This window comes from Paenibacillus polymyxa (assembly GCF_015710975.1).
GTDB classification, from domain to species: Bacteria; Bacillota; Bacilli; order Paenibacillales; family Paenibacillaceae; genus Paenibacillus; species Paenibacillus polymyxa.
Genome location: NZ_CP049783.1, coordinates 2,570,964 through 2,596,665, shown reverse-complemented (window position 1 = coordinate 2,596,665; position 25,702 = coordinate 2,570,964). Strand labels below are relative to the sequence as shown.

General features: G+C 45.2%; 31 protein-coding genes, 1 pseudogene and 1 other annotated feature. All 32 genes and pseudogenes read right to left on the bottom strand.

The annotated features are described in order from the left end of the window. Nucleotides 1-19: 19 nt before the first annotated feature. The 32 genes and pseudogenes from secY to rplJ all read right to left on the bottom strand — a co-directional run bounded on the left by secY (nucleotide 20) and on the right by rplJ (nucleotide 25,412). Nucleotides 20-1,318: a preprotein translocase subunit SecY gene (gene secY, locus G7035_RS11620; protein ID WP_013373259.1), complete on the bottom strand. Its 1,299-nt coding sequence runs from the start codon at nucleotides 1,316-1,318 to the stop codon at nucleotides 20-22. Further along, the gene (gene rplO, locus G7035_RS11615; RefSeq protein ID WP_013312149.1) at nucleotides 1,318-1,758 is read right to left on the bottom strand and encodes a 50S ribosomal protein L15; all 441 of its coding nucleotides are present in this window, start codon (nucleotides 1,756-1,758) and stop codon (nucleotides 1,318-1,320) included. The genes secY and rplO overlap by 1 nt, the downstream gene beginning before the upstream one ends. Before the next feature lie 43 nt (nucleotides 1,759-1,801). Beyond that, the gene (gene rpmD / locus G7035_RS11610; RefSeq protein ID WP_013373260.1) at nucleotides 1,802-1,987 is read right to left on the bottom strand and encodes a 50S ribosomal protein L30; all 186 of its coding nucleotides are present in this window, start codon (nucleotides 1,985-1,987) and stop codon (nucleotides 1,802-1,804) included. A gap of 12 nt (nucleotides 1,988-1,999) precedes the next feature. Next, nucleotides 2,000-2,497 carry a 30S ribosomal protein S5 gene (rpsE, locus tag G7035_RS11605; RefSeq protein WP_013373261.1) on the bottom strand — a complete coding sequence of 166 codons (498 nt, stop codon included), beginning with the start codon at nucleotides 2,495-2,497 and terminating at the stop codon, nucleotides 2,000-2,002. A 27-nt stretch (nucleotides 2,498-2,524) separates the two neighbouring features. Continuing rightward, entirely contained in the window at nucleotides 2,525-2,893 is a 369-nt protein-coding gene (gene rplR / locus G7035_RS11600) for a 50S ribosomal protein L18 (protein WP_007432568.1), read from the bottom strand. Nucleotides 2,894-3,008: 115 nt separating this feature from the next. Continuing rightward, a complete protein-coding gene (gene rplF, locus G7035_RS11595) occupies nucleotides 3,009-3,551 on the bottom strand; it encodes a 50S ribosomal protein L6 (protein ID WP_013373263.1) in 543 nt (180 codons plus the stop codon). 33 nt (nucleotides 3,552-3,584) lie between these two features. Next, the gene (gene rpsH / locus G7035_RS11590; RefSeq protein WP_007432570.1) at nucleotides 3,585-3,983 is read right to left on the bottom strand and encodes a 30S ribosomal protein S8; all 399 of its coding nucleotides are present in this window, start codon (nucleotides 3,981-3,983) and stop codon (nucleotides 3,585-3,587) included. 32 nt (nucleotides 3,984-4,015) lie between these two features. Continuing rightward, nucleotides 4,016-4,201, bottom strand: a complete 186-nt coding sequence (locus G7035_RS11585; RefSeq protein ID WP_010348808.1) for a type Z 30S ribosomal protein S14 — start codon at nucleotides 4,199-4,201, stop codon at nucleotides 4,016-4,018. Between the two features lie 75 nt (nucleotides 4,202-4,276). Next, on the bottom strand, nucleotides 4,277-4,822 hold the full coding sequence (rplE, locus tag G7035_RS11580) for a 50S ribosomal protein L5 (RefSeq protein WP_007432571.1): 546 nt from the start codon (nucleotides 4,820-4,822) through the stop codon (nucleotides 4,277-4,279). A gap of 32 nt (nucleotides 4,823-4,854) precedes the next feature. Then, a complete protein-coding gene (rplX, locus tag G7035_RS11575) occupies nucleotides 4,855-5,208 on the bottom strand; it encodes a 50S ribosomal protein L24 (protein ID WP_013312155.1) in 354 nt (117 codons plus the stop codon). Nucleotides 5,209-5,244: 36 nt separating this feature from the next. After that, nucleotides 5,245-5,613: a 50S ribosomal protein L14 gene (gene rplN, locus G7035_RS11570; protein ID WP_007432573.1), complete on the bottom strand. Its 369-nt coding sequence runs from the start codon at nucleotides 5,611-5,613 to the stop codon at nucleotides 5,245-5,247. Nucleotides 5,614-5,647: 34 nt separating this feature from the next. Next, nucleotides 5,648-5,911: a 30S ribosomal protein S17 gene (gene rpsQ / locus G7035_RS11565; protein WP_007432574.1), complete on the bottom strand. Its 264-nt coding sequence runs from the start codon at nucleotides 5,909-5,911 to the stop codon at nucleotides 5,648-5,650. Between the two features lie 50 nt (nucleotides 5,912-5,961). Further along, the gene (gene rpmC / locus G7035_RS11560) at nucleotides 5,962-6,159 is read right to left on the bottom strand and encodes a 50S ribosomal protein L29 (RefSeq protein ID WP_007432575.1); all 198 of its coding nucleotides are present in this window, start codon (nucleotides 6,157-6,159) and stop codon (nucleotides 5,962-5,964) included. After that, nucleotides 6,149-6,583 carry a 50S ribosomal protein L16 gene (rplP, locus tag G7035_RS11555; protein ID WP_007432576.1) on the bottom strand — a complete coding sequence of 145 codons (435 nt, stop codon included), beginning with the start codon at nucleotides 6,581-6,583 and terminating at the stop codon, nucleotides 6,149-6,151. The genes rpmC and rplP overlap by 11 nt, the downstream gene beginning before the upstream one ends. 2 nt (nucleotides 6,584-6,585) lie before the next feature. Continuing rightward, nucleotides 6,586-7,251, bottom strand: a complete 666-nt coding sequence (gene rpsC, locus G7035_RS11550; RefSeq protein WP_007432577.1) for a 30S ribosomal protein S3 — start codon at nucleotides 7,249-7,251, stop codon at nucleotides 6,586-6,588. 13 nt (nucleotides 7,252-7,264) lie between these two features. After that, the gene (gene rplV, locus G7035_RS11545) at nucleotides 7,265-7,597 is read right to left on the bottom strand and encodes a 50S ribosomal protein L22 (protein ID WP_007432578.1); all 333 of its coding nucleotides are present in this window, start codon (nucleotides 7,595-7,597) and stop codon (nucleotides 7,265-7,267) included. A gap of 35 nt (nucleotides 7,598-7,632) precedes the next feature. Then, on the bottom strand, nucleotides 7,633-7,911 hold the full coding sequence (gene rpsS, locus G7035_RS11540) for a 30S ribosomal protein S19 (RefSeq protein WP_007432579.1): 279 nt from the start codon (nucleotides 7,909-7,911) through the stop codon (nucleotides 7,633-7,635). Between the two features lie 72 nt (nucleotides 7,912-7,983). Then, nucleotides 7,984-8,814, bottom strand: a complete 831-nt coding sequence (gene rplB / locus G7035_RS11535; RefSeq protein WP_016818651.1) for a 50S ribosomal protein L2 — start codon at nucleotides 8,812-8,814, stop codon at nucleotides 7,984-7,986. Nucleotides 8,815-8,844: 30 nt separating this feature from the next. Next, nucleotides 8,845-9,135, bottom strand: a complete 291-nt coding sequence (rplW, locus tag G7035_RS11530; protein WP_013373266.1) for a 50S ribosomal protein L23 — start codon at nucleotides 9,133-9,135, stop codon at nucleotides 8,845-8,847. Further along, nucleotides 9,135-9,757, bottom strand: a pseudogene (rplD, locus tag G7035_RS11525) (50S ribosomal protein L4). The gene rplW and the pseudogene rplD overlap by 1 nt, the downstream one beginning before the upstream one ends. A 26-nt stretch (nucleotides 9,758-9,783) precedes the next feature. Further along, nucleotides 9,784-10,407, bottom strand: coding sequence for a 50S ribosomal protein L3 (gene rplC / locus G7035_RS11520; RefSeq protein ID WP_013312161.1), 624 nt, complete (start codon nucleotides 10,405-10,407; stop codon nucleotides 9,784-9,786). Between the two features lie 32 nt (nucleotides 10,408-10,439). Continuing rightward, nucleotides 10,440-10,748: a 30S ribosomal protein S10 gene (gene rpsJ / locus G7035_RS11515; protein WP_005544556.1), complete on the bottom strand. Its 309-nt coding sequence runs from the start codon at nucleotides 10,746-10,748 to the stop codon at nucleotides 10,440-10,442. A gap of 341 nt (nucleotides 10,749-11,089) precedes the next feature. Beyond that, a complete protein-coding gene (gene tuf, locus G7035_RS11510; protein ID WP_013373267.1) occupies nucleotides 11,090-12,280 on the bottom strand; it encodes an elongation factor Tu in 1,191 nt (396 codons plus the stop codon). Nucleotides 12,281-12,372: 92 nt separating this feature from the next. Continuing rightward, complete coding sequence (fusA, locus tag G7035_RS11505; RefSeq protein ID WP_019688716.1) at nucleotides 12,373-14,451, bottom strand: elongation factor G; 2,079 nt, start codon at nucleotides 14,449-14,451, stop codon at nucleotides 12,373-12,375. A gap of 47 nt (nucleotides 14,452-14,498) precedes the next feature. Then, a complete protein-coding gene (rpsG, locus tag G7035_RS11500; protein ID WP_007432586.1) occupies nucleotides 14,499-14,969 on the bottom strand; it encodes a 30S ribosomal protein S7 in 471 nt (156 codons plus the stop codon). 50 nt (nucleotides 14,970-15,019) lie between these two features. Beyond that, on the bottom strand, nucleotides 15,020-15,442 hold the full coding sequence (rpsL, locus tag G7035_RS11495) for a 30S ribosomal protein S12 (RefSeq protein ID WP_007432587.1): 423 nt from the start codon (nucleotides 15,440-15,442) through the stop codon (nucleotides 15,020-15,022). Between the two features lie 144 nt (nucleotides 15,443-15,586). Then, nucleotides 15,587-15,838: a ribosomal L7Ae/L30e/S12e/Gadd45 family protein gene (locus G7035_RS11490; RefSeq protein ID WP_016818649.1), complete on the bottom strand. Its 252-nt coding sequence runs from the start codon at nucleotides 15,836-15,838 to the stop codon at nucleotides 15,587-15,589. Nucleotides 15,839-16,059: 221 nt separating this feature from the next. Continuing rightward, the gene (gene rpoC, locus G7035_RS11485; RefSeq protein ID WP_019688717.1) at nucleotides 16,060-19,674 is read right to left on the bottom strand and encodes a DNA-directed RNA polymerase subunit beta'; all 3,615 of its coding nucleotides are present in this window, start codon (nucleotides 19,672-19,674) and stop codon (nucleotides 16,060-16,062) included. A gap of 140 nt (nucleotides 19,675-19,814) precedes the next feature. After that, nucleotides 19,815-23,360: a DNA-directed RNA polymerase subunit beta gene (rpoB, locus tag G7035_RS11480; protein ID WP_016818647.1), complete on the bottom strand. Its 3,546-nt coding sequence runs from the start codon at nucleotides 23,358-23,360 to the stop codon at nucleotides 19,815-19,817. 343 nt (nucleotides 23,361-23,703) lie between these two features. After that, a complete protein-coding gene (locus G7035_RS11475; protein WP_016818646.1) occupies nucleotides 23,704-24,318 on the bottom strand; it encodes a class I SAM-dependent methyltransferase in 615 nt (204 codons plus the stop codon). A 156-nt stretch (nucleotides 24,319-24,474) separates the two neighbouring features. Beyond that, nucleotides 24,475-24,840: a 50S ribosomal protein L7/L12 gene (gene rplL / locus G7035_RS11470; RefSeq protein ID WP_013373275.1), complete on the bottom strand. Its 366-nt coding sequence runs from the start codon at nucleotides 24,838-24,840 to the stop codon at nucleotides 24,475-24,477. 68 nt (nucleotides 24,841-24,908) lie between these two features. Next, a complete protein-coding gene (gene rplJ, locus G7035_RS11465; RefSeq protein ID WP_016818645.1) occupies nucleotides 24,909-25,412 on the bottom strand; it encodes a 50S ribosomal protein L10 in 504 nt (167 codons plus the stop codon). 73 nt (nucleotides 25,413-25,485) lie between these two features. After that, nucleotides 25,486-25,637: a sequence feature (ribosomal protein L10 leader region), on the bottom strand. Nucleotides 25,638-25,702 lie beyond the last annotated feature (65 nt).

The window sequence follows — 25,702 nt, the reverse complement described above, 5'->3', positions numbered from 1 at the left end:
CTATGCCGGTACCTATTGCCTATTTGTTGATGAAGCCTTTGTAATGGCGTTTGATCAGTTGGCTTTCGATTTGCTTCATCGTATCCAATGCTACACCAATAATGATGAGCAATGAAGTACCGCCAATTTGCACGGAACGAGGCAAGCCCGAAAGCGAACCGAAGAATACCGGCAAAACGGATATGACTGCCAGAAACAAAGCTCCTGTCATTGTCAAACGTGACATTACTCGTGTCAAGTATTTCTCCGTAGCTTTACCTGGGCGAATACCCGGGATATAACCGCCGTTTTTCTTCATGTTGTCGGCCATTTGCTGCGGATTCATCTGTACAAAGGTATAGAAGAATGTGAAACCGATAATCATTACGACATACAAAACCATGCCCAGCGGCTTGTCATAATACAAGTAAGTGGTAATCCACTTAGCCCAAGCATGATCTGCCCAGAAACTCGCAATAATTGTCGGGAATTGCAGCAATGATACCGCAAAGATTACCGGAATAACGCCTGCCGCATTTATTTTCATCGGAATATGCGTATTCTGGCCACCGTACATCTTGTTGCCAACTACACGTTTAGCGTATTGTACTGGAATTTTCCGAATACCTTGTTGGATGTAGATAACACCCACAATAATCAGAACAACCACCAAGGCAATGATAATTGCCTTCAGGATATTCATAAACAGCTGATCTGCTTGAATAAACTGAGATTCTACAATCGTCCGAATATGTCTTGGAATACCTGCCGCGATCCCTGCAAAGATTACAATAGAGATACCATTACCGATTCCCTTTTCAGTAATTTGCTCACCGAGCCACATAAGGAACGTAGTCCCTGCTGTAAGCACAATGGCAATAACCAGATAATCGGCAAAAGTAGCACCTGGAATCATTGCTGCACCGTACAGTCGATTGAAACCAATCGACGTTCCGAATGCTTGGATTAAGCCCAGTATTACAGTACCATACCGTGTAATTTGAGCCAATTTCTTTTTACCATGCTCTCCTTGTTTAGCCCATTCCGCAAGTTTCGGAATCACGTCCATTGACAGCAACTGTACAATGATGGACGCTGTAATATATGGCATAATCCCGAGGGCGAAGATCGAAAACTGATACAACGCGCCCCCTGAGAAGGTGTTAAGGAGTCCAAACAACTCGCTTCCTGCCTGATCCTGAGAAGTAAAGACTTGCTTATTCACACCGGGAACCGGCACGAAGGAGCCAATACGATATACAAAGAGTATAAACAGGGTAAACAGGATTCGGGTTCTAAGATCCTCAACCCGCCATATATTTTTCAGGGTCTTGAACATTAGATCACCTCGGTTTTACCGCCGGCAGCTTCAATTTTCTCTACCGCAGATTGAGAGAACTTGTTCGCTTTAACTGTCAATTTCACAGTGATTTCACCGTTACCCAGAATTTTAATTCCGGATTTCGCGTTCTTCACAATACCATTGTTCAGCAAAAACTCAGGGCTTACTTCTGTACCCGCTGCAAAACTGTTCAAATCTTCGATATTCAAAACCGCATACTCTTTACGAGTAGGATTTACGAAACCGCGTTTAGGCAAGCGACGATACAGTGGGTTTTGACCACCCTCGAAGCCCGGACGTACACCACCGCCGGAACGAGCGTTTTGACCCTTATGACCACGACCAGAAGTTTTACCCGTACCGCTACTAGGACCACGACCCAAACGTTTACGTTCTTTGCGGGAGCCTGGAGCTGGGGAAAGCTCATGTAACTTCATCGTTCGTTGCACCTCCTTGATTATTGTTAAAATACTTTATTTCTTAAGCCTCGATTTCTTTAACAGAAACCAAATGGCTAACTTGATTAATCATCCCGCGAATCGCTGCATTGTCGGGTTGAACTACTTTATGATTGATTTTACGCAAGCCGAGCGTTTTAACAGTCGTTCTCTGAGTACCAGGACGGCCGATCAACGAACGAACGAGGGTAATTTCTAATTTCGCCATGATATTCCCTCCTTAGCCCAGCAGCTCTTCGATGGATTTGCCGCGCAATTTAGCAACATCTTCAGCGCGTTTCAAGCGGGACAAACCTTCCAAAGTCGCATTGACCATATTCATGGAATTCGAAGAACCCAAAGATTTTGTCAAGATATCACCTACACCAGCAAGTTCCAGAACAGCACGAACTGGACCACCAGCGATAACCCCAGTACCTTCCGATGCCGGTTTCAACAGAACCCGGCCAGCACCGAACTTACCTGTAACAAGGTGAGGAATTGTTGTGCCTACGAGTGGAACGTGAACCAGGTTTTTCTTAGCATCTTCAATACCTTTGCGAATCGCATCAGGTACTTCGCCCGCTTTACCGATTCCAGCGCCTACCCAGCCGTTGCCGTCGCCCACTACTACCAGAGCACTGAAGCTAAAACGGCGTCCGCCTTTGACAACTTTAGCTACACGATTAATATTTACTACTCTTTCAGTCAGTTCCAAAGTATTCGGATCTACACGCAAGTCGTTAACCTCCTTTTGAGAAATGTCTTAGAATTCAAGGCCTGCTTCGCGAGCTGCATCAGCCAAAGCTTGAATCCGTCCATGATACAAGTATCCACCACGATCAAATACGATGTTAGCATGGCCTTTTTCTTTCGCACGTTTAGCAACGAGTTCGCCAACCTTACGAGCTGCTTCTACACTACCACCGTTTTTGATTTCGCTGCTCAGCTCTTTATCCATAGTGGATGCAGAAACCAATGTTACACCAGCAACATCATCAATCAGTTGTGCATAGATATGCTTGGAAGAGCGGAATACGTTCAAACGAGGACGTACAGCCGTACCTTCGATTTTCTTACGTACACGCAGATGTCTTCTGACACGCGCTTTATTTTTATCTTGTTTTGTAATCATCTCAAGTTTTCACTCCCTTCAGTTTGCCTTTTAGAACTTTATACTAAGACGCACTGGGTAAAAAAGAAGTACAAGTCTTTCCAGTAGAAAGACCGCACAAAAGTCGGTAAGAAACTTATTTCTTCTTACCGGCTTTACCTTCTTTACGGATGATGCGCTCGCCTTCGTATTTAATCCCTTTACCTTTGTACGGTTCAGGTTCACGAACGGAACGGATTTTAGCAGCATAGGCACCTACGCGCTCTTTATCAATTCCGCGAACGATGATTTTAGTGTTCGAAGGAACTTCGAATTCGATGCCCGCTTCCGGTGAAATTTCAACCGGATGAGAGTATCCAACGTTCAGAACGATTTTATCTCCGGATTTGCTTGCACGATATCCGACCCCAACCAGCTCCAGAGATTTTGAAAAGCCTTCAGTTACACCACTTACCATGTTATTGACAACGCTGCGGGTTGTTCCATGCAAAGAGCGGTGAAGTTTGTTGTCCGAAGGACGAACTACATTAATTTCATTATTTTCCACAGTAACGGACATGTCTTTATGAAGCTCACGAGTCAATGTTCCTTTAGGACCTTTAACTGTGATCACTGTGTTGTTCAAAGTCACGTCAACACCACTTGGTACTGTGATTGGTTTACGACCAATACGGGACATATCTGTTGCACCTCCTATCTTTTAAACGTTAAATTACCAAACGTAGCAAACCACTTCTCCGCCGGCTTTGGACTGACGTGCTTCTTTGTCGGTCATGATACCTTTGGATGTTGAAATGATTGCGATCCCGAGTCCACCCAGTACGCGTGGAATCTCATTGCTCTTCGTGTAAACGCGAAGACCTGGTTTACTGATTCTTTTCAAACCTGTGATAACACGCTCGTTGTTCGCACCGTATTTCAAGAAAATACGGATGATCCCTTGTTTGCTATCTTCAACAAATTCCGCATCACGAATGAATCCTTCACGTTTCAGGATGTCGGCGATTTGTTTTTTCATTGTAGATGCAGGCATTTCCACTGTTTCGTGGCGAACAGTGTTCGCGTTACGAATACGAGTAAGCATATCTGCAATTGGATCAGACATAGTCATTGTGTATAAACCTCCTTCCCAAACAGGACTTTTTACCAGCTTGCTTTTTTCACGCCAGGAATCTGGCCTTTATAAGCTAATTCACGGAAGCAAATTCTGCAGATCTTAAACTTTTGCAGCACCGAATGTGGACGACCACAACGTTCGCAACGAGTATAAGCACGAACTTTAAACTTTGGTGCGCGTTGTTGTTTGACTTTCATTGAAGTTTTTGCCACTTAGCCTGACACCTCCTAAATAGTTTCGGAGAACAGGGTGTCTTTAAATCAGACGCCCGAAACGTTATGCCAACATTATTTCGCGAAAGGCATGCCCAGCTGAGTCAGAAGCTCACGGGACTCTTCGTCAGTCTTGGCAGTCGTTACGATAACGATATCCATACCACGAACTTTATCAACTTGATCGTACTCGATTTCCGGGAAGATCAACTGTTCTTTCAAACCAAGCGTGTAGTTACCACGTCCGTCGAAAGCTTTTGTTGATACGCCATGGAAGTCACGTACGCGAGGGAGTGTGATGTTGAACAATTTGTCCAAGAAATAATACATACGCTCGCCACGAAGTGTTACCTTTACACCGATCGGCATGTTTTCACGCAATTTAAAACCTGCAATAGATTTTTTTGCGCGAGTGATAACTGGTTTTTGACCAGCGATCAGCTGCATGTCGTTGAGAGCCGAATCAAGCACTTTGGAGTTTTGGACTGCGTCGCCAACACCCATGTTGATTACAACTTTCTCGATTTTAGGCACTTGCATCACTGTTGTATAGTTGAACTTCTGCATCAAAGCAGGAGTGATTTCTTTCAAGAAACGTTCTTTCATTCTTGTTGTTGCCATGAATCATAGTCCTCCTTTCTTCAAAAAAATAATTAGTCGATCACTTCGCCTGAACGTTTTGCAATGCGCACTTTTTTTCCGTTGTCCAAAACCTTGTAACCCACACGAGTTACTTTTCCGCTCTTCGGATCAATGTGCATAACGTTGGAAACGTGAATCGGAGCTTCTTTCTCGATGATGCCGCCTTGTGGATTCAGCTGATTAGGCTTTTGGTGTTTTTTAATCATGTTAACACCTTCCACAAGCACACGGTTTTGACGAGGGTAAGCAGCGATAACGCGACCTTTTTTACCTTTATCTTTACCTGTAATCACCAGAACAGTGTCGTCTTTTTTGACGTGCAGCTTGTTGTTATGGGATTCCAGAACTTTTTTCACTTTTGGCATTTCGTACACCTCCTACGGGCACATTTTAAGGTGAATTTAGATCACTTCCGGAGCCAAGGAAACGATTTTCATGAAGTCCTTGTCACGAAGTTCGCGAGCAACTGGTCCGAAAATACGAGTACCGCGTGGGCTCTTGTCTTCTTTAACGACCACTGCTGCGTTCTCATCAAATCCGATGTAGGAACCGTCTTTACGGCGGATAGAACGTTTAGTGCGAACGACAACCGCTCTTACTACATCACCCTTTTTGACAACGCCGCCTGGTGTTGCTTGTTTTACGGAACAAACGATCAGGTCACCAATTTGAGCTGTACGACGTCCCGTACCACCGAGCACACGGATACACATCAGTTCCTTCGCGCCGGAATTGTCAGCTACAGTCAAACGTGTAAATGGTTGAATCATTTATTTATCCTCCTTTCGGAAAAACTACACTACATTAGATTATAACAGCTTTTTCAACGATTTCGACCAGTCTCCAGTTTTTGTCTTTGGACAAAGGACGAGTTTCCATGATTTTAACAGTATCACCGATTTGTGCAGTGTTGTTTTCATCATGAGCTTTGAATTTTTTAGTCACTTTAATGCGTTTATGATAGAGATCATGTTTTTTGTAAGTTTCTACAGCAATCACAATCGTTTTATCCATTTTGTCGCTGACTACTTTACCGACTAATACTTTACGGGCATTACGTTCGCTCATTGTTGGCCTCCTTCCTAATTACAGGCGGAATTTCCACCCGGTCTAATATCTTAGCTAATCCCAAGTTCTCTTTCACGGATCACAGTTTTAGCACGAGCAATTTCCTTACGCACAGCACCGATCCGAGTCGGGTTATCAAGCTGACCGGTAGCGAGTTGAAAACGAAGGTTGAAAAGTTCTTCTTTAAAACCAGAGATCTTTTGTTCGATTTCAGCAGTGGTAAGGTTGCGGAATTCACTAGCCTTCATTTGCTTCACCACCCAATTCTTCACGTTTCACAAACTTAGTTTTGATTGGCAGTTTGTGAGCGGCAAGACGCATTGCTTCACGAGCAATCTCTTCCGGTACACCAGCAAGTTCAAACATGATCTTACCTGGTTTCACTACTGCAACCCATTTTTCTACGTTACCTTTACCACTACCCATACGAACCTCAAGAGGCTTTTGAGTAATTGGTTTGTCAGGGAATATTTTAATCCAAACCTTACCACCACGTTTGATGTAACGAGTCATCGCAATACGAGCAGCTTCGATTTGACGGTTAGTGATCCATGCTGGTTCAGTAGCTTGCAAACCGTACTCACCGAAATTCAGTGTAGTACCGCCTTTTGCACGACCCTTCATATGACCACGTTGTTGTTTACGATGTTTTACGCGTTTAGGTACCAACATGATTAGTTGCCTCCTTCCTGAGGAGCTTGTTTCTTAGCTGGAGGAAGAACCTCTCCACGATAGATCCATACTTTTACGCCAAGACGGCCATAAGTAGTATGAGCCTCTGCTGTACCGTAGTCGATGTCAGCACGAAGCGTATGCAGTGGAACAGTTCCTTCGCTGTATCCTTCGGAACGAGCGATTTCGGCACCGCCAAGACGTCCGCCTACTTGAGTTTTAATTCCTTTTGCACCGGAACGCATAGTTCTTTGAATTGCTTGTTTCAACGCACGACGGAAAGAAACACGACGTTCCAATTGTTGTGCAATGCTTTCAGCAACAAGAATTGCATCCAGTTCAGGATTTTTAATTTCAGAAATATTGATGTGTACCTTTTTACCGCCTGCGATTTTAGTGATTTCATTACGCAGATTTTCAACTTCGGAACCACCCTTACCGATAACCATACCTGGTTTCGCAGTGTGAATCGTTACGTTGACACGGTTAGCTGCTCTCTCGATTTCAACACGGGATACAGCGGAGTCTTTCAATCTTTTCTTCAGATGCTCACGAATCTTAACGTCTTCTAGCAAAAGATCACCGAAATCTTTGCCTGCATACCATTTGGATTCCCAATCACGAATAATACCGATTCGGAGTCCGACGGGATTTACCTTTTGGCCCACACGTTTTCCCTCCTTATTTTTCAGATACCACCAGAGTAATATGACTGGTGCGTTTATTGATGCGGCTTGCACGACCCATTGCACGCGGGCGGAACCGTTTCATTGTAGGACCTTGGTTTACAAAAACCTCAGACACTACCAATTTATTTACGTCCATGGAGTAGTTGTGATCTGCATTTGCGATAGCAGAATTCAGCAATTTCTCAACGACTGGAGAAGCGGATTTCGGAGTGTGACGAAGAATTGCAATCGCCTCACCTACCTGCTTGCCACGAATCAAATCGATAACAAGTTTCACTTTGCGAGCGGAAATCCGCACGGATTTAGCATGTGCTTTTGCTTCCATTGAGTTACCTCCTCTCAAACACTACGCTGTGTTGATTATCTTCTTGTTTTCTTATCGTCATCCGTATGGCCTTTGTACGTACGCGTTGGAGCGAATTCGCCCAATTTGTGTCCAACCATATCTTCCGTTACGTATACAGGCACGTGTTTACGACCATCATATACACCAAACGTGTGTCCGATAAATTGCGGGAAAATTGTAGAGCGACGGGACCAAGTTTTGATCACGACTTTTTTGTCAGACTCGTTCAAAACCTCTACTTTTTTCAACAGGTAACCATCAATAAATGGTCCTTTTTTGAGACTGCGACCCATTTGTGAATCCTCCCTTCGTTAAAACGTAGTCGTTCTTTAATATGTTAACGTGCGACTTAAGCGCACGTTTTATTACTTAGTACGACGACGAACGATGTACTTATCAGATGCTTTGCCTTTTTTACGTGTCTTGTAACCAAGGGTTGGTTTACCCCATGGAGACATTGGAGATTTACGTCCGATTGGAGCGCGACCTTCACCACCACCGTGTGGGTGATCGTTAGGGTTCATAACAACACCGCGAACTTCAGGACGTTGTCCCAACCAACGACTACGACCAGCTTTACCGATCTTAACAAGCTCGTGGTCTTCGTTACCTACAGATCCGATTGTAGCACGGCAAACTTTCAGAATGCGACGCACTTCACCAGAAGTCAAACGAATTGTAACATACTTCTCTTCTTTACCAAGAAGTTGGGCTTCCGTACCAGCAGCACGAACAAGTTGGCCACCTTTACCCGGTTTCAATTCGATATTGTGGATAACCGTACCTACTGGAATGTTTTCCAATGGCAAGGAGTTACCGATTTTAATATCGGAGTCCGGACCGGATACCACTACATCTCCTACTTTCAGACCTTTAGGAGCGATGATGTAACGTTTTTCACCATCCACATAGTGGATAAGTGCGATGTTGGACGTACGGTTTGGATCATATTCGATCGTAGCAACGCGGCCCGGTATTCCATCTTTGTTACGTTTGAAGTCAATAATACGGTATTTACGTTTATGTCCGCCGCCATGATGACGAACTGTAATTTTACCTTGGTTATTACGTCCAGCTTGCTTGCTCAGAGGTGCCAGCAACGATTTCTCGGGCTGATTTGTTGTGATCTCCTCGAAAGTAGATACAGACATTGCACGTCTGGCCGGGGACGTCGGTTTATACTTTTTAATTGGCACTGAGTTTCCCTCCTTACTTTACAGATTCAATTATACTGTTTCAAAAAACTCAAGCGGCTTACTGTCTTTGCTCAGCGTTACGAACGCTTTTTTCCACTCGCTCGTATAGCCGGAATGACGTCCGTAGCGTTTTGGTTTTGCAGGAACACGAAGTGTGTTAACGTTACTTACTTTCACGTTAAAAATCGCTTCGATTGCTTTCTTAACTTCGACTTTGTTGGAACGAATATCAACTTCGAAAACATATTTCAAGTCATTCATCATACCAGCCGTACGTTCGGTGATAATCGGACGCTTGATAATATCACGAGGATCCTTCATTACGCGAGCACCTCCTCTACCTTCTGAACTGCTTCCTTCGTAATGATCAGTTTGTCGTGTCCGAGCACATCAAGAACATTAATGCCGTCTGCGGCTACAAACTTCACACCAGGAATATTACGAGCGGACAGCGCTACATTATCATCATAGCTAGGAGCTACAATCAATGCTTTACGATCTGCTTTAAGGTTATTCAAAATGGCTGCGAATTCTTTCGTTTTAGGTCCGTTCAGTGTAAGAGCGTCCAATACGATGATTTCATTCTCAATCACTTTGGATGACAGTGCCGATTTGATCGCCAGACGACGAACTTTTTTAGGCAATTTGTAAGCATAGCTGCGCGGAGTCGGACCGAATACAGTACCGCCGCCAACCCATTGTGGTGCACGAATCGAACCTTGACGAGCGCGACCAGTACCTTTTTGTTTCCAAGGTTTACGTCCGCCGCCACGTACTTCAGAACGTCCTTTTACTTTGTGAGTACCTTGACGCAGGGAAGCCAATTGCATAACAACAGCGTCATGAAGAACGTGTTTATTCGGCTCGATACCGAACACTGCATCGTTCAATTCAATTTCGCCAACTGGCTGCCGCTAATATTAAATAGTGCTACTTTTGGCATTTCGTGTTCCTCCTTTCTTCAGTTAATTACTTTTTCACCGTTTCTAATACTTTAACGAAGCTGTTTTTAGGTCCTGGAATGGAACCTTTCACGAGCAATACATTACGTTCTGTATCGATCTTAACAACTTCAAGGCGTTGGATTGTTACCGTTTCATGCCCCATGTGTCCTGGCAGGTGTTTACCTTTAGGAACGCGGTTAGCTTGAATGGAACCCATAGAACCTGGACCTCTGTGGTAACGCGAGCCGTGTGCCATTGGTCCGCGGCTTTGTCCCCAACGTTTGATAACGCCGGCAAAACCTTTACCTTTAGAAATACCTGTTACGTCAACGAATTCGCCTTCTGTGAAGACATCAGCCTTCAGTTCTTGGCCAACCTCGTACGCAGCAAGGTCGATGCCACGAAGTTCACGAACGTAGCGCTTAGGTGCAGTATTTGCTTTTTTAGCATGCCCTGCTTCAGGTTTATTGGATCTTTTTTCTTTTTTATCAGAGAACCCGAGTTGGATAGCTTCGTATCCATCGTTTTCCAGATCTTTCTTTTGCAGAACAACACAAGGACCAGCTTCGATAACCGTAACAGCAAGTACGTTACCTTCAGGGGTAAACACTTGAGTCATTCCGAGTTTTTTTCCTAAGATACCTTTCATGTTGACACCTCTTTTCTTTTCCTGATTACATATTACAATTTAATTTCGATATCTACACCGGACGGCAGGTCCAAGCGCATCAAGGCATCCACAGTTTGTGGAGTCGGATTAACAATGTCGATCAAACGCTTGTGTGTGCGCATTTCGAATTGTTCCCGAGAATCCTTGTACTTGTGTACCGCACGGAGAATAGTAATGATTTGTTTTTCAGTTGGCAGCGGAATTGGTCCGGAAACACCTGCACCCGAACGTTTAGCTGTTTCAACAATTTTCTCAGCGGATTGATCAAGAATTCTGTGATCGTAAGCTTTCAAACGAATACGAATTTTTTGCTTTGCCATTTTAGTCCCTCCTTCTATCGCCCAATTTGGTATCGGACATACTCCGTGAAAATTTTCCGACAGCCCTCCCATGGCAAAGGGGCCGGGTGTGTCAGTAACCTCTCACATCATCGCACAGTCACAAACAACATTAGTTATTATATCGAATACTTCTGCCTATTGCAAGCAAAAACGAAAAAAAACAATGTATCTTATTTTCAAAGATAACAATTGTGCTCGCAGCTCGCGATTTTCCTCAAGAGAAAAGCCCCCGCACCATGGCAGGGGCTCGTTTTGCTTCGTTCCAATACAATGTTACTCGTTCCAGTACAATGTTGCTATATTCAAGGCTCGAAGCCTTATTATTTAGAGATTGTTGCTACAGCGCCTGCACCAACTGTACGTCCGCCTTCACGAATGGAGAACTTAGTTCCTTCTTCAATCGCAATTGGGCTGATCAGTTGAACAGTAACCGTAATGTTATCACCAGGCATTACCATTTCGGAACCTTCTGGCAAAGTAATGATACCAGTTACGTCAGTTGTACGGAAGTAGAACTGTGGACGGTAACCAGTGAAGAAAGGTTTGTGACGTCCGCCTTCTTCTTTAGTCAAAACGTAGATTTGAGCAGAGAATTCTGTATGTGGGTTAACAGAACCTGGCTTAGCCAATACTTGGCCACGCTCGATTTGTGCACGATCTACACCGCGAAGCAGTGCGCCGATGTTGTCACCAGCTTGAGCGGAGTCAAGCAATTTACGGAACATTTCTACGCCTGTTACTACGGATTTACGGGATTCTTCTTGAATACCGATGATTTCGATTTCGTCGCCCACTTTAACTGTACCACGCTCTACACGGCCTGTAGCAACTGTACCACGACCAGTGATGGAGAATACGTCCTCGACAGGCATAAGGAAAGGCTTGTCAGTGTCGCGTTCTGGAGTTGGGATGTATGTGTCGATTGTTTCGAACATTTCAACGATTTTCTTAGCCCAGTCGCCATCTGGGTTTTGCAGTGCTTCACGAGCGGAACCACGAGTGATTGGAGTGTCGTCGCCTGGGAAGTCATACTCGCTCAGCAAGTCGCGAACTTCCATTTCAACCAATTCCAGCAACTCTTCGTCTTCAACCATGTCGCATTTGTTCAGGAATACAACGATGTATGGAACACCTACTTGACGGGACAAGAGGATGTGTTCACGAGTTTGTGGCATAGGACCGTCAGCAGCGGATACAACCAGAATAGCTCCGTCCATTTGTGCAGCGCCAGTGATCATGTTTTTAACATAGTCGGCGTGACCTGGGCAGTCAACGTGTGCATAGTGACGGTTAGGTGTTTCATATTCCACGTGTGCAGTGGAGATTGTGATACCGCGTTCGCGCTCTTCTGGAGCTTTATCGATTTGATCGAATGCTACAGCAGCACCACCGTAAGTTTTGGAAAGTACAGTTGTGATTGCAGCAGTCAAAGTTGTTTTACCATGATCGACGTGACCAATTGTACCGATATTAACGTGCGGTTTGTTACGTTCAAACTTAGCCTTTGCCATTTGAACAATTCCTCCTCAATAACATGTTTTATTTTTAGGCTGTCGGAAACCTCTTGGAAAACCTAGAGTATCCGATCAGCTAATACACTGTATTACTCGCCGCCTTTGGTTTTGGCAATGATCTCTTCAGCAATGCTCTTCGGAACTTCTTCATAGTGATGAAGCTCCATGGAGAACACACCGCGTCCTTGTGTACCGGAACGAAGTGTAGTGGAATATCCAAACATTTCGGACAATGGAACCATTGCACGAATAATTTGGGCACCGCCACGGGAATCCATACCTTCAATCCGACCACGACGGGAGTTCAGCATACCCATTACGTCTCCCATGTATTCCTCTGGAACCGTTACTTCAACTTTCATAATCGGCTCAAGCAATACAGGTTTACATTTGTCTTTCGCTGCTTTCAGCGCCATTGAACCGGCAATTTTAAATGCCATTTCATTGGAATCAACATCATGGTATGATCCATCCACGATTGTAGCTTTAACGTCCACAAGCGGGAAGCCTGCAAGGACACCGTTCTTCATTTGCTCTTCAATACCAGCAAGTGCAGGTCCGATGTATTCTCTTGGAACAGAGCCACCGACAACCTTGCTTTCAAACTGGCTACCAGTACCTGCTTCAAGTGGTTCAAACTCAACCCATACGTGACCATATTGACCACGACCACCGGATTGACGAACAAACTTACCTTCAACACGTGCTGGAGCACGGAATGTTTCACGGTATGCTACCTGTGGTTTACCAACATTGGTTTCCACTTTGAACTCACGACGCATACGGTCAATGATAATGTCCAAGTGAAGCTCACCCATACCTGCCAAGATAGTTTGGCCAGTTTCTTCGTTAGTCGAAGCGCGAAGAGTTGGATCCTCTTCGGTCAACTTACCGAGTGCAACTGCCATTTTGTCTTGGTCAGCTTTGGTTTTAGGCTCAACCGCGATTTCGATAACCGGATCAGGGAAGTTCATGGATTCGAGAATAACAGGATTCTTCTCATCACACAGTGTATCACCTGTACCTGTATCTTTCAAACCTACGGCTGCCGCAATGTCACCGGAGTATACTTCAGTGATTTCTTGACGGCTGTTCGCGTGCATTTGAAGGATACGTCCGATACGTTCGCGTTTGCCTTTTGTAGCATTCAATACGTAAGAACCGGATTGAAGAACACCGGAATATACGCGGAAGAATGTCAGTTTACCAACGTAAGGGTCCGTCATGATTTTGAAGGCCAATGCGGAGAAAGGCTCTTCATCAGAAGAATGACGTTCAACTTCCGTTCCATCTTCCAGATGACCTTGAATACTTGGTACATCAATAGGAGCTGGCAGGTAATCAACAACTGCATCCAGCATCAGCTGAACACCTTTGTTACGGTAAGAAGATCCACAGATAACTGGGAAGATCTTAACTTCTACAACACCTTTACGGAGAGCGGCTTTAATTTCTTCAACCGTGATCTCTTCGCCTTCAAGGTATTTCATAGTCAAATCTTCATCCAGTTCAGCAACCTTCTCGATCAATTCGTTGCGGAGTTCCTCAACTTTGTCTTTGTAGTCCGCAGGAATTTCGGCTTCTTCGATATTTTGACCAAGGTCATCTTTGTACATATGAGCCTTTTGTTCAACAATATCGATGATACCTAAAAAGTCATTTTCTGCACCGATTGGAAGTTGAATAGCAACTGCGTTCGCTTGAAGGCGATCACGCATATCAGCTACAACGTTCAAGAAGTCGGCACCGATAATATCCATTTTGTTTACATATGCGATCCGTGGAACGCCATAGCGATCAGCCTGTCTCCATACGGTTTCAGACTGAGGCTCAACGCCTTCTTTCGCACTGAAAACACCAACTGCTCCGTCCAATACACGAAGGGAACGTTCAACTTCAACAGTGAAGTCAACGTGCCCCGGGGTGTCGATGATATTGACGCGGTGACCTTTCCAGGCAGCGGTCGTCGCAGCGGAAGTAATCGTGATTCCGCGCTCTTGTTCTTGTTCCATCCAGTCCATTGTCGCAGCACCTTCGTGAACTTCACCGATTTTGTGCGTACGGCCTGTGTAGAACAAGATCCGCTCTGTTGTTGTGGTTTTACCCGCGTCAATATGAGCCATGATCCCGATATTACGTGTATTTTTCAAGGAGAACTCTCTTGCCATGAAATGGGTCTCCCTTCAAAATTGAAGTTATTTTTTTAAGCTGAATCCTACCAACGATAGTGAGCAAACGCTTTGTTCGCTTCAGCCATTTTGTGCGTGTCTTCACGTTTCTTCACGGAAGCGCCTGTGTTGTTGGAAGCATCGATAATCTCAGCCGCCAAACGCTCTTCCATAGTTTTCTCGCCGCGGTTGCGGGAGTAGTTTACGAGCCAACGTAATCCCAGGGACGTACGTCTTTCTGGTTTTACCTCGATTGGTACTTGGTAGTTGGCACCGCCGACACGGCGTGCTTTAACTTCCAGGACTGGCATGATATTCTTGATAGCTGCTTCAAATACTTCCATCGGGTCATTACCCGTACGTTCTTGGATAAGCTTGAACGCATTATACAGAATGCTTTGAGCAACGCCTCGTTTTCCGTCGAGCATGATGCGGTTGATCAAGCGAGTAACCAACTTGCTGTTGTATACCGGATCTGGCAACACGTCTCTTTTGGTAACTGGACCTTTGCGTGGCATGGATATCCCCCTTTCTTACATGTTAAACCTGCATACGCGGTTTATATTCATTAGGATTTTTTAGCTTTAGGGCGTTTTGCGCCGTATTTGGAACGAGCTTGCATGCGGTTGTTTACGCCTGCAGTATCCAAAGCACCGCGAACGATGTGGTAACGCACACCCGGAAGGTCTTTTACACGACCGCCACGAATCAGCACTACGCTGTGTTCTTGAAGGTTATGTCCAATACCTGGAATGTAAGCAGTCACCTCTACACGGTTCGTCAAGCGAACACGAGCATATTTACGAAGTGCGGAGTTTGGTTTTTTCGGAGTCATAGTACCTACACGAGTGCAAACTCCGCGTTTTTGCGGGGCACTGATGTCGGTAGCTTCACGTTTCAAGGCATTAAAACCTTTTTGCAAAGCCGGTGATTTCGATTTCTCGATTTTGGCTTGACGTCCTTTACGAACCAGTTGGTTAATAGTTGGCATGTTGGTTGCCACCCCCTTCCTCAATTTTTGCTGTTACTTTACAAACCTTATCTAAGCCCACAGACCCAGGCGGTTCATAAAAGAACAAATGAAAAGTCTTTGCCGCCAAGAATAACAATTCCCTAGACAAAAACGTTCCTTACCCTATTGTTTTACGATAGCAGCCATCGCAGCTCCCACTTCAATCCCGCATGCAGCTCCGAGATTTTTCATTGTATCTACGAGAGTCACTTTGACCCCGTGCTTGTTGCACAAATCAATGATGTTGGAAGTGAAACGCTGATCTGCATCCTCTGCCACATATACTTCCGAGGCGAAGCCCATTTCTACCATACGAATGGTTTGTTTGGTACCGATTTTGACATGAGCATCTTGCAGTCCCTGTTCTTTAGACATATCTCATTCCTCCGAAAAGACCCAATAGCATATAGGCTGCTCACGCACCTTTGCTATATTAGCATTGACTATGAACAATGTCAAGACAATTATCAACTATAATCTATTTAAACACAGTAATACGTTACATTTTTATAAGAAGTACCGGAGCACCGTTGCTACAGCCTTTACCAAAGCTTATATCTACGGTGTTCCGGGCTTATCATATTATTTTTATATTACTACTCAGCTGAAATGGGTTCGAGTTCCTCAGATGAGGATTGCCCCTCTTCAGGCTGGGCAAATTTCACGCTACGGTAACGATTCATACCTGTTCCCGCAGGGATCAATTTACCGATAATTACATTCTCTTTCAATCCAAGCAACTGATCGACTTTTCCTTTGATAGCTGCATCTGTCAGGACACGAGTAGTTTCTTGGAAGGAAGCTGCTGACAAGAAGGAGTCCGTTTCCAGAGAGGCCTTGGTAATACCAAGGAGAACCGGTTTGGCTACCGCTGGTTCTTGGCCGCTGAGAATCGCTATCTTGTTTGCATTTTCATACTCATGCACATCCACAAATGAACCTGGAAGTAGTGTTGTGTCACCCGCATCAATGATACGAATTTTACGCAACATTTGACGAATCATAACTTCTACGTGCTTGTCGTTGATTTCAACACCTTGGTTCCGGTATACACGTTGAACTTCCTGAAGGATATAGTTCTGCACCCCGCGAATACCTTTAATACGCAGCATTTCTTTAGGGTCAATCGAACCATCCGTCAGTTCGTCCCCGGCTTCAACAGTCATGCCTTCGCTTACGCGCAAACGTGAACCATAAGTGACCGAATAGGTTTTTGTTTCAGCTTCACCCTGAATGTCGATTTCGCGACGGTCTTTCCCTTCACGAACTTCTTTAACTACACCGTCAATTTCACTGATGGTTGCCTGACCTTTAGGATTACGTGCTTCAAAAAGCTCCTGGATACGAGGCAAACCTTGTGTGATATCGTCGCCCGCTACACCACCTGTGTGGAACGTACGCATGGTGAGCTGTGTCCCTGGTTCACCGATGGATTGAGCCGCGATAATACCAACCGCTTCACCAATCTCAACGTGTTTGCCAGTAGCCAGATTACGGCCGTAACATTTTTTGCAGACGCCATGTTTGGCACGGCAGCTTAGCACGGAACGAATTTGAACTTTATCCACACCAGCTTTGACGATCGCCTCAGCTTTGTTGGAGTCAATCAATTCGTTGCGTCTAGCCAAGATCTCACCCGTCTCAGGATGACGTACAGTTTCGAAGCAATAACGACCTTCCAGACGATCGTACAGGTCCTCAATGACTTCTTTACCGTCCTGGATGCGGCTTACTGTAAAGCCTTTATCCGTTCCGCAGTCATCTTCGCGCACGATAACATCTTGTGCCACATCAACGAGACGACGAGTCAGGTAACCGGAGTCAGCCGTACGTAACGCTGTATCCGCCAAACCTTTACGCGCTCCGTGAGTGGAGATGAAGTACTCGAGTACTGTCAGACCTTCACGGAAATTCGATTTAATTGGGAGCTCGATAATACGACCCGATGGATTCGCCATCAGTCCACGCATACCGCCAAGCTGGGTAATCTGCGATTTGTTACCACGCGCTTTGGAGTCAACCATCATCATGATAGAGTTGTAGCGATCCATGGATTTCATCAAAATGTCTGTAATATCGTCTTTGGCCTTGGACCAAATATCAATAATCCGATCATAGCGTTCCTCGTTCGTAATCAGACCACGACGGTACTGATTGGTCACGACTTGTGCTTTATCATCAGACGCTTTAAGAATATCCTGTTTCTCTTGAGGTACAACTACGTCTGCCACAGCAACCGTCACACCTGCACGAGTAGAATACGTAAAGCCAAGCTGTTTGATTTTATCCAAAATCACAGCAGTTTCTGTCGTATGGTAAATCTCAAAGCAACGGGCGATGATATTACCAAGGTAATCCTTGCCCACTCCACTAGCTTGCGGAGCGTTCTGGATGGCTTCAGTGAGGTTTACACCCTTATCGTAAACAAAGAACTCTTCAGCAGTACCATAGAGCAGGTTGGCACGAGTAGCGTCATTGATGTACGGGAAGCTTGCCGGGAAAATCTCATTAAAGATAATTTTACCCACGGTTGTAATCAACATTGCATCCTGTTGCTTCTCTGTAAAGCTAGTTTTATTCAAAGCCTTAACCGGAATAGCTACACGAGCATGAAGACCCGCTGTTCCACGTTGATAAGCCGAGATAGCCTCATTCGGGTTGCGAAGGATCATGTTACTTCCCTCTTCTTCCTTGTTGTCCATAGTCAAATAGAATGAACCAAGGACCATATCCTGGGAAGGGGTAACAACAGGCTTGCCGTCTTTTGGATTCAAAATGTTGCCGGATGCCAGCATGAGCAAACGAGCTTCCGCTTGAGCTTCTGCAGACAACGGAACGTGAACCGCCATTTGGTCACCGTCAAAGTCGGCATTATACGCCGTACATACGAGTGGATGCAAACGAATCGCACGACCTTCAACCAAGATCGGTTCAAACGCTTGAATACCCAATCTATGCAGCGTAGGGGCACGGTTTAGAAGAACCGGATGTTCTTTGATTACTTCTTCGAGCACATCCCACACTTCAGCACTCACACGCTCTACTTTACGCTTCGCACTCTTAATGTTGTGTGCCAAACCTTTGTTAACAAGTTCTTTCATAACAAAAGGTTTGAACAGCTCCAGCGCCATCTCTTTTGGCAGACCGCATTGGTACATCTTCAAGTACGGACCTACTACGATAACGGAACGACCGGAGTAGTCAACACGTTTACCGAGCAAGTTTTGACGGAAACGTCCTTGTTTACCTTTCAGCATGTGGCTGAGGGATTTCAAAGGACGATTACCCGGACCTGTAACAGGACGACCACGACGACCATTATCAATCAGAGCGTCAACAGCTTCCTGCAGCATCCGTTTTTCACTTTGCACGATAATATCTGGCGCACCCAGATCTAACAAGCGTTTCAGACGGTTATTACGGTTAATAACACGACGATACAGATCATTAAGGTCAGAAGTAGCAAAACGTCCACCATCCAACTGTACCATTGGACGAAGCTCAGGAGGAATAACAGGCAGTACGTCCATGATCATCCAATCCGGTTGGTTGCCAGAGTTACGGAATGCCTCAATAACTTCAAGGCGCTTGATCGCACGGTTTCGACGTTGCCCTTGAGCTGTACGCAGCTCTTCTTTCAAAAATTCCAATTCTTTGTCTATATCTAAATCTTGAAGAAGCTTTTTAACCGCTTCAGCACCCATTCCTGCCTGGAATCCGTAGCCATATTTCTCACGATAGCTGCGGTATTCTTTCTCGGACAGGAGTTGCTTTTTCTCCAAAGGCGTATCTCCTGGATCGGTTACAACATAAGATGCGAAGTAAATGATCTCTTCCAAAGATCTTGGAGACATATCAAGAGCAAGACCCATACGACTCGGAATGCCTTTGAAGTACCAAATGTGCGATACAGGAGCTGCCAACTCAATGTGGCCCATACGCTCACGGCGAACCTTAGCGCGAGTAACTTCTACTCCACAGCGGTCACAGACAACACCTTTATAGCGTACACGTTTGTACTTACCACAGTGACATTCCCAATCTTTCGTAGGTCCGAAAATTTTCTCGCAAAATAGTCCTTCTTTTTCCGGTTTAAGCGTACGATAGTTAATCGTCTCCGGTTTTTTGACTTCTCCGCGGGACCAAGAACGAATCTTTTCGGGGGAAGCAAGCCCGATTTTCATATATTCGAAATTGTTAACGTCCAACAAGGAGCAACCCTCCTTAACCAAATCCTGAGTTTTTAGGTTTGATACCGCCCGGCAGCACCGGGCGGTATCAAGAAGCCTGATCCATCCAAAAATGGATCGAGGCATATAACAAAGCTGATATGAGTCAGTCAGCAGTCAAATTACTCTACGCCAACCTCAGAGCCTTCCAGATTCAAACTCAGCTTATCGCCAGTTGTGTCATCTTCATCATCAAGCTCTCTCATTTCGATCTCTTGTTCGTCTTCAGACAGAATCTTCACGTCCATACCCAAGCTTTGCAGCTCTTTGATCAAGACCTTGAATGATTCAGGAACACCCGGTTCAGGGACATTTTCACCTTTGACGATGGACTCGTAAGTTTTAACACGTCCAACCACATCATCGGATTTCACAGTCAAAATTTCCTGAAGCGTGTACGCTGCACCGTAGGCCTCCAGTGCCCATACTTCCATCTCCCCGAAGCGCTGACCACCGAATTGGGCTTTACCACCCAACGGCTGTTGCGTAACGAGAGAGTAAGGACCTGTAGAACGGGCGTGGATCTTATCGTCGACCATGTGCGCCAGTTTGATCATGTGCATGACACCGACAGTAACTTCACGTTCAAAACGATCACCTGTACGTCCATCATACAACACCGTCTTACCATTGCGTTGCATACCCGCTTCTTCCATCGTATCAAATACGTCATACTCCTTGGCACCATCGAATACTGGAGTTGCCACATGAATACCAAGACGCATTGCAGCCATACCCAGATGCACTTCGAGCACCTGTCCGATGTTCATCCGTGAAGGTACGCCCAGTGGGTTCAGTACGACTTGTACTGGGGTACCATCTGGCAAGAATGGCATATCTTCTTCAGGCAGAATTCGGGCAACGACACCCTTGTTACCGTGACGTCCGGCCATTTTATCGCCTTCGGAAATTTTACGTTTTTGAGCAATGTATACGCGTACCAGCTGGTTTACACCCGGTGGCAGCTCATCGCCATTTTCACGTGTAAATACTTTAACATCTACAACGATCCCGTCGGTTCCATGAGGAACTCTCAAGGAAGTATCACGAACCTCGCGCGCCTTCTCACCGAAGATTGCATGCAAGAGACGTTCTTCAGCTGTCAGCTCAGTCACACCCTTAGGTGTTACTTTACCAACAAGAATGTCACCTGCGGCAATTTCCGCACCGATGCGAATGATGCCGCGCTCATCTAGATTACGAAGCGCTTCTTCACCAACATTCGGAATATCACGAGTGATTTCTTCTGGTCCAAGCTTCGTATCACGAGCCTCGGATTCGTATTCCTCGATATGGATCGAGGTGTATACATCCTCTTTAACCAGCTTCTCGCTCAGCAAGATCGCATCCTCGTAGTTGTAACCTTCCCAAGTCATGAACGCTACGACAACGTTACGTCCCAATGCCAACTCGCCCATTTCTGTGGATGGACCATCCGCTAGAATATCGCCAACCTTGACAATATCGCCTCTGTTTACGATTGGACGCTGGTTGATGCATGTTCCTTGGTTAGAACGCATAAATTTGTGTAATTTATACTTAACAATATCGCCTTTTACTTCAGTACCATCTACATTTTCAATACGACGCAACCAAATTTCGTTAGCCGAAGAACGTTCAATTACCCCGTTGTACTTGGACACAACGCAAACACCAGAATCTTTTGCAGACTTATGTTCCATCCCTGTTCCTACCAAAGGCGCTTTCGGAATCAGTAGTGGAACAGCCTGCCGCTGCATGTTGGAACCCATCAATGCGCGGTTCGAGTCATCATTCTCCAGGAACGGAATCAGTGCAGTAGCGACCGATACGACCTGTTTAGGCGATACATCCATGTAATCAACACGGCTACTTGCCATCGGAATAATGTTATCAGACTGCTTGTTATAACGGACAATAACGATTTCATCCTTAAAGGTGTTTTCTTCCGTCAATTCCGCATTTGCCTGAGCAACGATGTAGTTATCTTCTTCATCAGCAGTCAGGTAATCAATCTGATCTGTAACTTTTCCGGTTTTCGGATCTACCCAGCGATAAGGAGCTTCGATAAATCCGTACTCGTTGATACGTGCGAAAGTGGACAAAGAGTTGATCAAACCAATGTTTGGTCCCTCTGGTGTCTCGATAGGACACATACGGCCGTAGTGACTCGGATGGACGTCACGTACTTCCATGCCCGCGCGTTCGCGCGTCAAACCGCCGGGTCCGAGTGCAGACAGACGACGTTTGTGCGTTAATTCAGCAAGCGGGTTTGTCTGATCCATGAACTGAGACAGCTGGGAGCTACCAAAGAACTCTTTAATCGACGCAATGACCGGACGTATGTTAATCAGCGCCTGTGGCGTAATTACATTAGCATCCTGAATTGACATTCTTTCGCGTACCACGCGTTCCATACGGGACAGACCAATACGGAACTGATTTTGCAGTAACTCACCTACAGAACGCAAACGACGGTTACCCAAATGGTCAATGTCGTCTGTACTTCCGATTCCGTGAAGCAAGTTAATAAAATAACTGATGGAGGAAATAATATCGGCAGGCGTAATGTTCTTAACCGATTTATCGATATTTCCATTGGCAATCAGTTTTACTACTTTACCGTCTTCAATTGGCGAGAATACATCGATCGTTTGAAGCGGAATATCGTTGCTTTCCAATACGCCACTAGCAACATGATACGTACGATGTCCAACCGACTCTTCTAGTTGTGCCAAAATCTCGTCCAACAGGCGGCGGTCTACCATTTGTCCTGCTTCAGCGATGATTTCACCAGTTGTCGTATCAATCAGTGTCTCAGCAAGACGTTGATTGAACAGACGGTTTTTGATGTGAAGCTTTTTATTGATTTTGTAACGGCCTACGTTGGCCAGGTCATACCGTTTTGGATCAAAGAAGCGTGCAACAAGCAAGCTCTTTGCGTTATCCAATGTTGGTGGCTCACCCGGACGAAGACGCTCATAAATTTCAATCAGCGCTTTCTCCGTGGAATCCGTGTTGTCTTTATCAAGTGTGTTGCGGATATATTCGTCATTGCCGAGCAAATCCAGAATCTCAGCATCAGTGCCAAAGCCAAGCGCACGCAGCAACACCGTAACCGGAATTTTACGGGTACGGTCAATCCGGACATAGATAATATCCTTCGCATCCATCTCCAGTTCGAGCCAAGCCCCCCGGTTAGGAATTACCGTTGCGGTGTATGTTGTTTTCGCATTCTTGTCGACTTTTGTGCTGAAATAGACGCTGGGAGAGCGAACCAACTGGCTGACAATAACCCGTTCCGCACCGTTAATAATAAACGTACCCGTTTCAGTCATCAGCGGGAAGTCTCCCATGAATACTTCCTGCTCTTTCACTTCCCCGGTTTCTTTATTAATAAGCCGGACTTTTACCCGAAGCGGTGCTGCATACGTAACGTCGCGTTCCTTTGCGTCGTCAACGGTATATTTGGGTTCTCCGAGAGAGTAATCGATAAACTCCAGAATCAGATTTCCTGTGAAATCTTGAATTGGAGAAATATCCCGAAACATTTCCCGTAATCCTTCCTCCAAAAACCAATCATAGGATTTTTGTTGGATCTCAATCAGGTTGGGAACCTCGAGTACCTCATTAATACGTGCATAACTGCGCCGAGTGCGTCGACCATATTGAACAAGATGTCCTGCCAACTTAAACTCACCCCTCATGTCTACTCACTTTAAAAATACATTGCGAACCTCTGTTTGTGACCTTATAATAAGACACATACAGATGATTCGATCTTACAAATACAGAAAAGCCCTTACTCGAATGCATTCGAAAAAAGAGCGACGTATCTGCAGAATCCTCATACCGGAAGATCTTCATCACTTGTAGATTTGCCCAAAATGGTTATATTATACGTAAGAGATATAAATACTATACCCTGTTACGCATAAATCTATTGACATTTCAACAAACTAAAGCCATGGAGGGCATCCTAATACTGACATTTTATAATGATATCACAGACCAGGATTCAAGTCAATGGTCCTATTGCATTTTTCTAAAACTTTTTTCAGCCTTTAAAATCCGATAACCTTTATCCTTCGTAACTTCTTCCACATGACCGAAAAGGCTCTCTATTTTAGCGCTCGCCGAAGGAGCACCCTGCTTTTTCTGAATGACGACCCATAAAGCTCCACCCTCATTTAAATGCTCATACGCAAGCTCAAATATGGTATGCACCGTTTCTTTCCCTGCACGTATAGGAGGATTCGTCAAGATCACGTCAAAACGTTCATGTTGCACTTCTGCAAACAAATCACTTTGCTTAATGGTGACATTTTTAATTCCATTACGCTCCGCATTCTCTATCGCTAGTTGAACGGCTCGCTCGTTAATATCAACCATTGTAACGTGTCCGTCCGGGACAAGCGTAGCCGCCGTCAAACCAATCGGCCCGTAACCACATCCTACATCCAATACCGAGGCATTTGCAGGAAGTTGCATAGCTTCAATCAACACACGACTCCCATAATCAATCCCCTGCTTTGAAAAAACGCCTGAATCGCTGGCAAATCGATAGGAACGTCCACGCAGCACCGTCTCTAGACTTCGCCGTTCATGTGCCGTCTCTGGCCGTCTGGAGTAATAATGATCAGCCATTCACGCCCACCTCTTTCGGTTGTACGGTTATATTAACATCATAGCCTTTAGAATAATATTTCAGACCTGTTTGTACTACCGCTTTACAGCAACAAACCCCTTGAAGATCACCTCAAGGGGTTTGTTTTAATTCATTGTCTGCTAAAGAGCAGTCAATTATTTTACTTCTACAGAAGCGCCTGCTTCTTCCAATTTTGCTTTAACGGATTCAGCTTCTTCTTTTGCAACTTTTTCTTTCAATGGTTTTGGAGCGTTGTCAACCAGTTCTTTTGCTTCTTTCAGGCCAAGACCTGTAATTTCGCGAACTGCTTTGATAACGTTGATTTTGGAAGCGCCAGCGCTTGTCAAGATTACGTCGAACTCGGATTGCTCAGCTTCTGCTGCGCCACCTGCTGCGCCACCTGCTACAGCTACTGGAGCTGCTGCAGTTACGCCGAATTCTTCTTCGATTGCTTTCACGAGATCGTTCAGTTCCAATACGGACATACCTTTAATTGCTTCCAAGATTTGCTCTTTACTCATGGTTGAACCTCCATTTAAATTCGTATTTTTTTGTTCTTAACTGCTATACAGCAGGTTTAAATCCCAACTTATGCACTTTGCTCTTCTTTATCTGCAACAGCTTTAACCGCAAGCGCGAAGTTGCGCATAGGAGCTTGAAGCACGCTGAGGAGCATGGAAAGGAGACCTTCGCGGGATGGCAGTTCTGCCAGCGCTTTGATTTCCTCAACACCGATCACACGACCTTCTACAACTGCACCTTTCAGTTCCAATGCATTGTTTTTCTTAGCGAAATCGTTCAAGATTTTAGCTGCAGACACTGCATCATCTTTGCCGAACGCGATTGCAGTAGGACCTGTCAATACTGCGTCCAGTTCAGTCAATTCTGCTGCCGCAGTTGCACGGCGGAGCAGTGTGTTTTTCAGCACTTGAAATTCGATTCCGGCTTCGCGAAGCTGCTTACGCAGCTCAGTTACTTGGGCAACATTCAGACCGCGATAGTCTGCAACTACAGTTGTTACGCTCTCGCGCAATTTTGCAGCTACAACTTCAACAGCTTCTTGTTTTGCTTGAATCACCTTTGCATTTGCCAAACTGTACACCTCCTGATCAATTTATCTACTTTGTTAGAAACACCCATTCTGGCGTTCTACCAAAGTCGTTTTCATGAGCATGAAAAAAGCCTCCGTAGAGTACGAAGGCTTGATAAATCCACATGGACGGGACAAGCCCGTCGCATGAAACGTTCTATCATAACACCTCGGTAGGAAATTAAGCCCGAAAGCACCTACTGTCTACGGTAAGCATATTCAACTTTAACGGTCAGTCACAAGGACTCACAACTTTTACAGAATAACAAATTTGATTGAACGTGTCAACCGAA

Excerpts from the sequence above, each read along its gene's own strand:
- secY (WP_013373259.1), bottom strand. The coding sequence starts at position 1,318 with ATGTTCAAGACCCTGAAAAATATATGGCGGGTTGAGGATCTTAGAACC.
- rplO (WP_013312149.1), bottom strand. The coding sequence starts at position 1,758 with ATGAAGTTACATGAGCTTTCCCCAGCTCCAGGCTCCCGCAAAGAACGT.
- rpmD (WP_013373260.1), bottom strand. The coding sequence starts at position 1,987 with ATGGCGAAATTAGAAATTACCCTCGTTCGTTCGTTGATCGGCCGTCCT.
- rplR (WP_007432568.1), bottom strand. The coding sequence starts at position 2,893 with ATGATTACAAAACAAGATAAAAATAAAGCGCGTGTCAGAAGACATCTG.
- rplF (WP_013373263.1), bottom strand. The coding sequence starts at position 3,551 with ATGTCCCGTATTGGTCGTAAACCAATCACAGTACCAAGTGGTGTTGAC.
- rpsH (WP_007432570.1), bottom strand. The coding sequence starts at position 3,983 with ATGACTATGTCTGATCCAATTGCAGATATGCTTACTCGTATTCGTAAC.
- rplE (WP_007432571.1), bottom strand. The coding sequence starts at position 4,822 with ATGGCAACAACAAGAATGAAAGAACGTTTCTTGAAAGAAATCACTCCT.
- rplX (WP_013312155.1), bottom strand. The coding sequence starts at position 5,208 with ATGCCAAAAGTGAAAAAAGTTCTGGAATCCCATAACAACAAGCTGCAC.
- rplN (WP_007432573.1), bottom strand. The coding sequence starts at position 5,613 with ATGATTCAACCATTTACACGTTTGACTGTAGCTGACAATTCCGGCGCG.
- rpsQ (WP_007432574.1), bottom strand. The coding sequence starts at position 5,911 with ATGAGCGAACGTAATGCCCGTAAAGTATTAGTCGGTAAAGTAGTCAGC.
- rpmC (WP_007432575.1), bottom strand. The coding sequence starts at position 6,159 with ATGAAGGCTAGTGAATTCCGCAACCTTACCACTGCTGAAATCGAACAA.
- rplP (WP_007432576.1), bottom strand. The coding sequence starts at position 6,583 with ATGTTGGTACCTAAACGCGTAAAACATCGTAAACAACAACGTGGTCAT.
- rplV (WP_007432578.1), bottom strand. The coding sequence starts at position 7,597 with ATGGAAGCAAAAGCACATGCTAAATCCGTGCGGATTTCCGCTCGCAAA.
- rpsS (WP_007432579.1), bottom strand. The coding sequence starts at position 7,911 with ATGGGTCGCAGTCTCAAAAAAGGACCATTTATTGATGGTTACCTGTTG.
- rplW (WP_013373266.1), bottom strand. The coding sequence starts at position 9,135 with ATGAAGGATCCTCGTGATATTATCAAGCGTCCGATTATCACCGAACGT.
- rplC (WP_013312161.1), bottom strand. The coding sequence starts at position 10,407 with ATGAAAGGTATCTTAGGAAAAAAACTCGGAATGACTCAAGTGTTTACC.
- rpsJ (WP_005544556.1), bottom strand. The coding sequence starts at position 10,748 with ATGGCAAAGCAAAAAATTCGTATTCGTTTGAAAGCTTACGATCACAGA.
- tuf (WP_013373267.1), bottom strand. The coding sequence starts at position 12,280 with ATGGCAAAGGCTAAGTTTGAACGTAACAAACCGCACGTTAATATCGGT.
- fusA (WP_019688716.1), bottom strand. The coding sequence starts at position 14,451 with ATGGCAAGAGAGTTCTCCTTGAAAAATACACGTAATATCGGGATCATG.
- rpsG (WP_007432586.1), bottom strand. The coding sequence starts at position 14,969 with ATGCCACGCAAAGGTCCAGTTACCAAAAGAGACGTGTTGCCAGATCCG.
- rpsL (WP_007432587.1), bottom strand. The coding sequence starts at position 15,442 with ATGCCAACTATTAACCAACTGGTTCGTAAAGGACGTCAAGCCAAAATC.
- G7035_RS11490 (WP_016818649.1), bottom strand. The coding sequence starts at position 15,838 with ATGTCTAAAGAACAGGGACTGCAAGATGCTCATGTCAAAATCGGTACC.
- G7035_RS11475 (WP_016818646.1), bottom strand. The coding sequence starts at position 24,318 with ATGGCTGATCATTATTACTCCAGACGGCCAGAGACGGCACATGAACGG.
- rplL (WP_013373275.1), bottom strand. The coding sequence starts at position 24,840 with ATGAGTAAAGAGCAAATCTTGGAAGCAATTAAAGGTATGTCCGTATTG.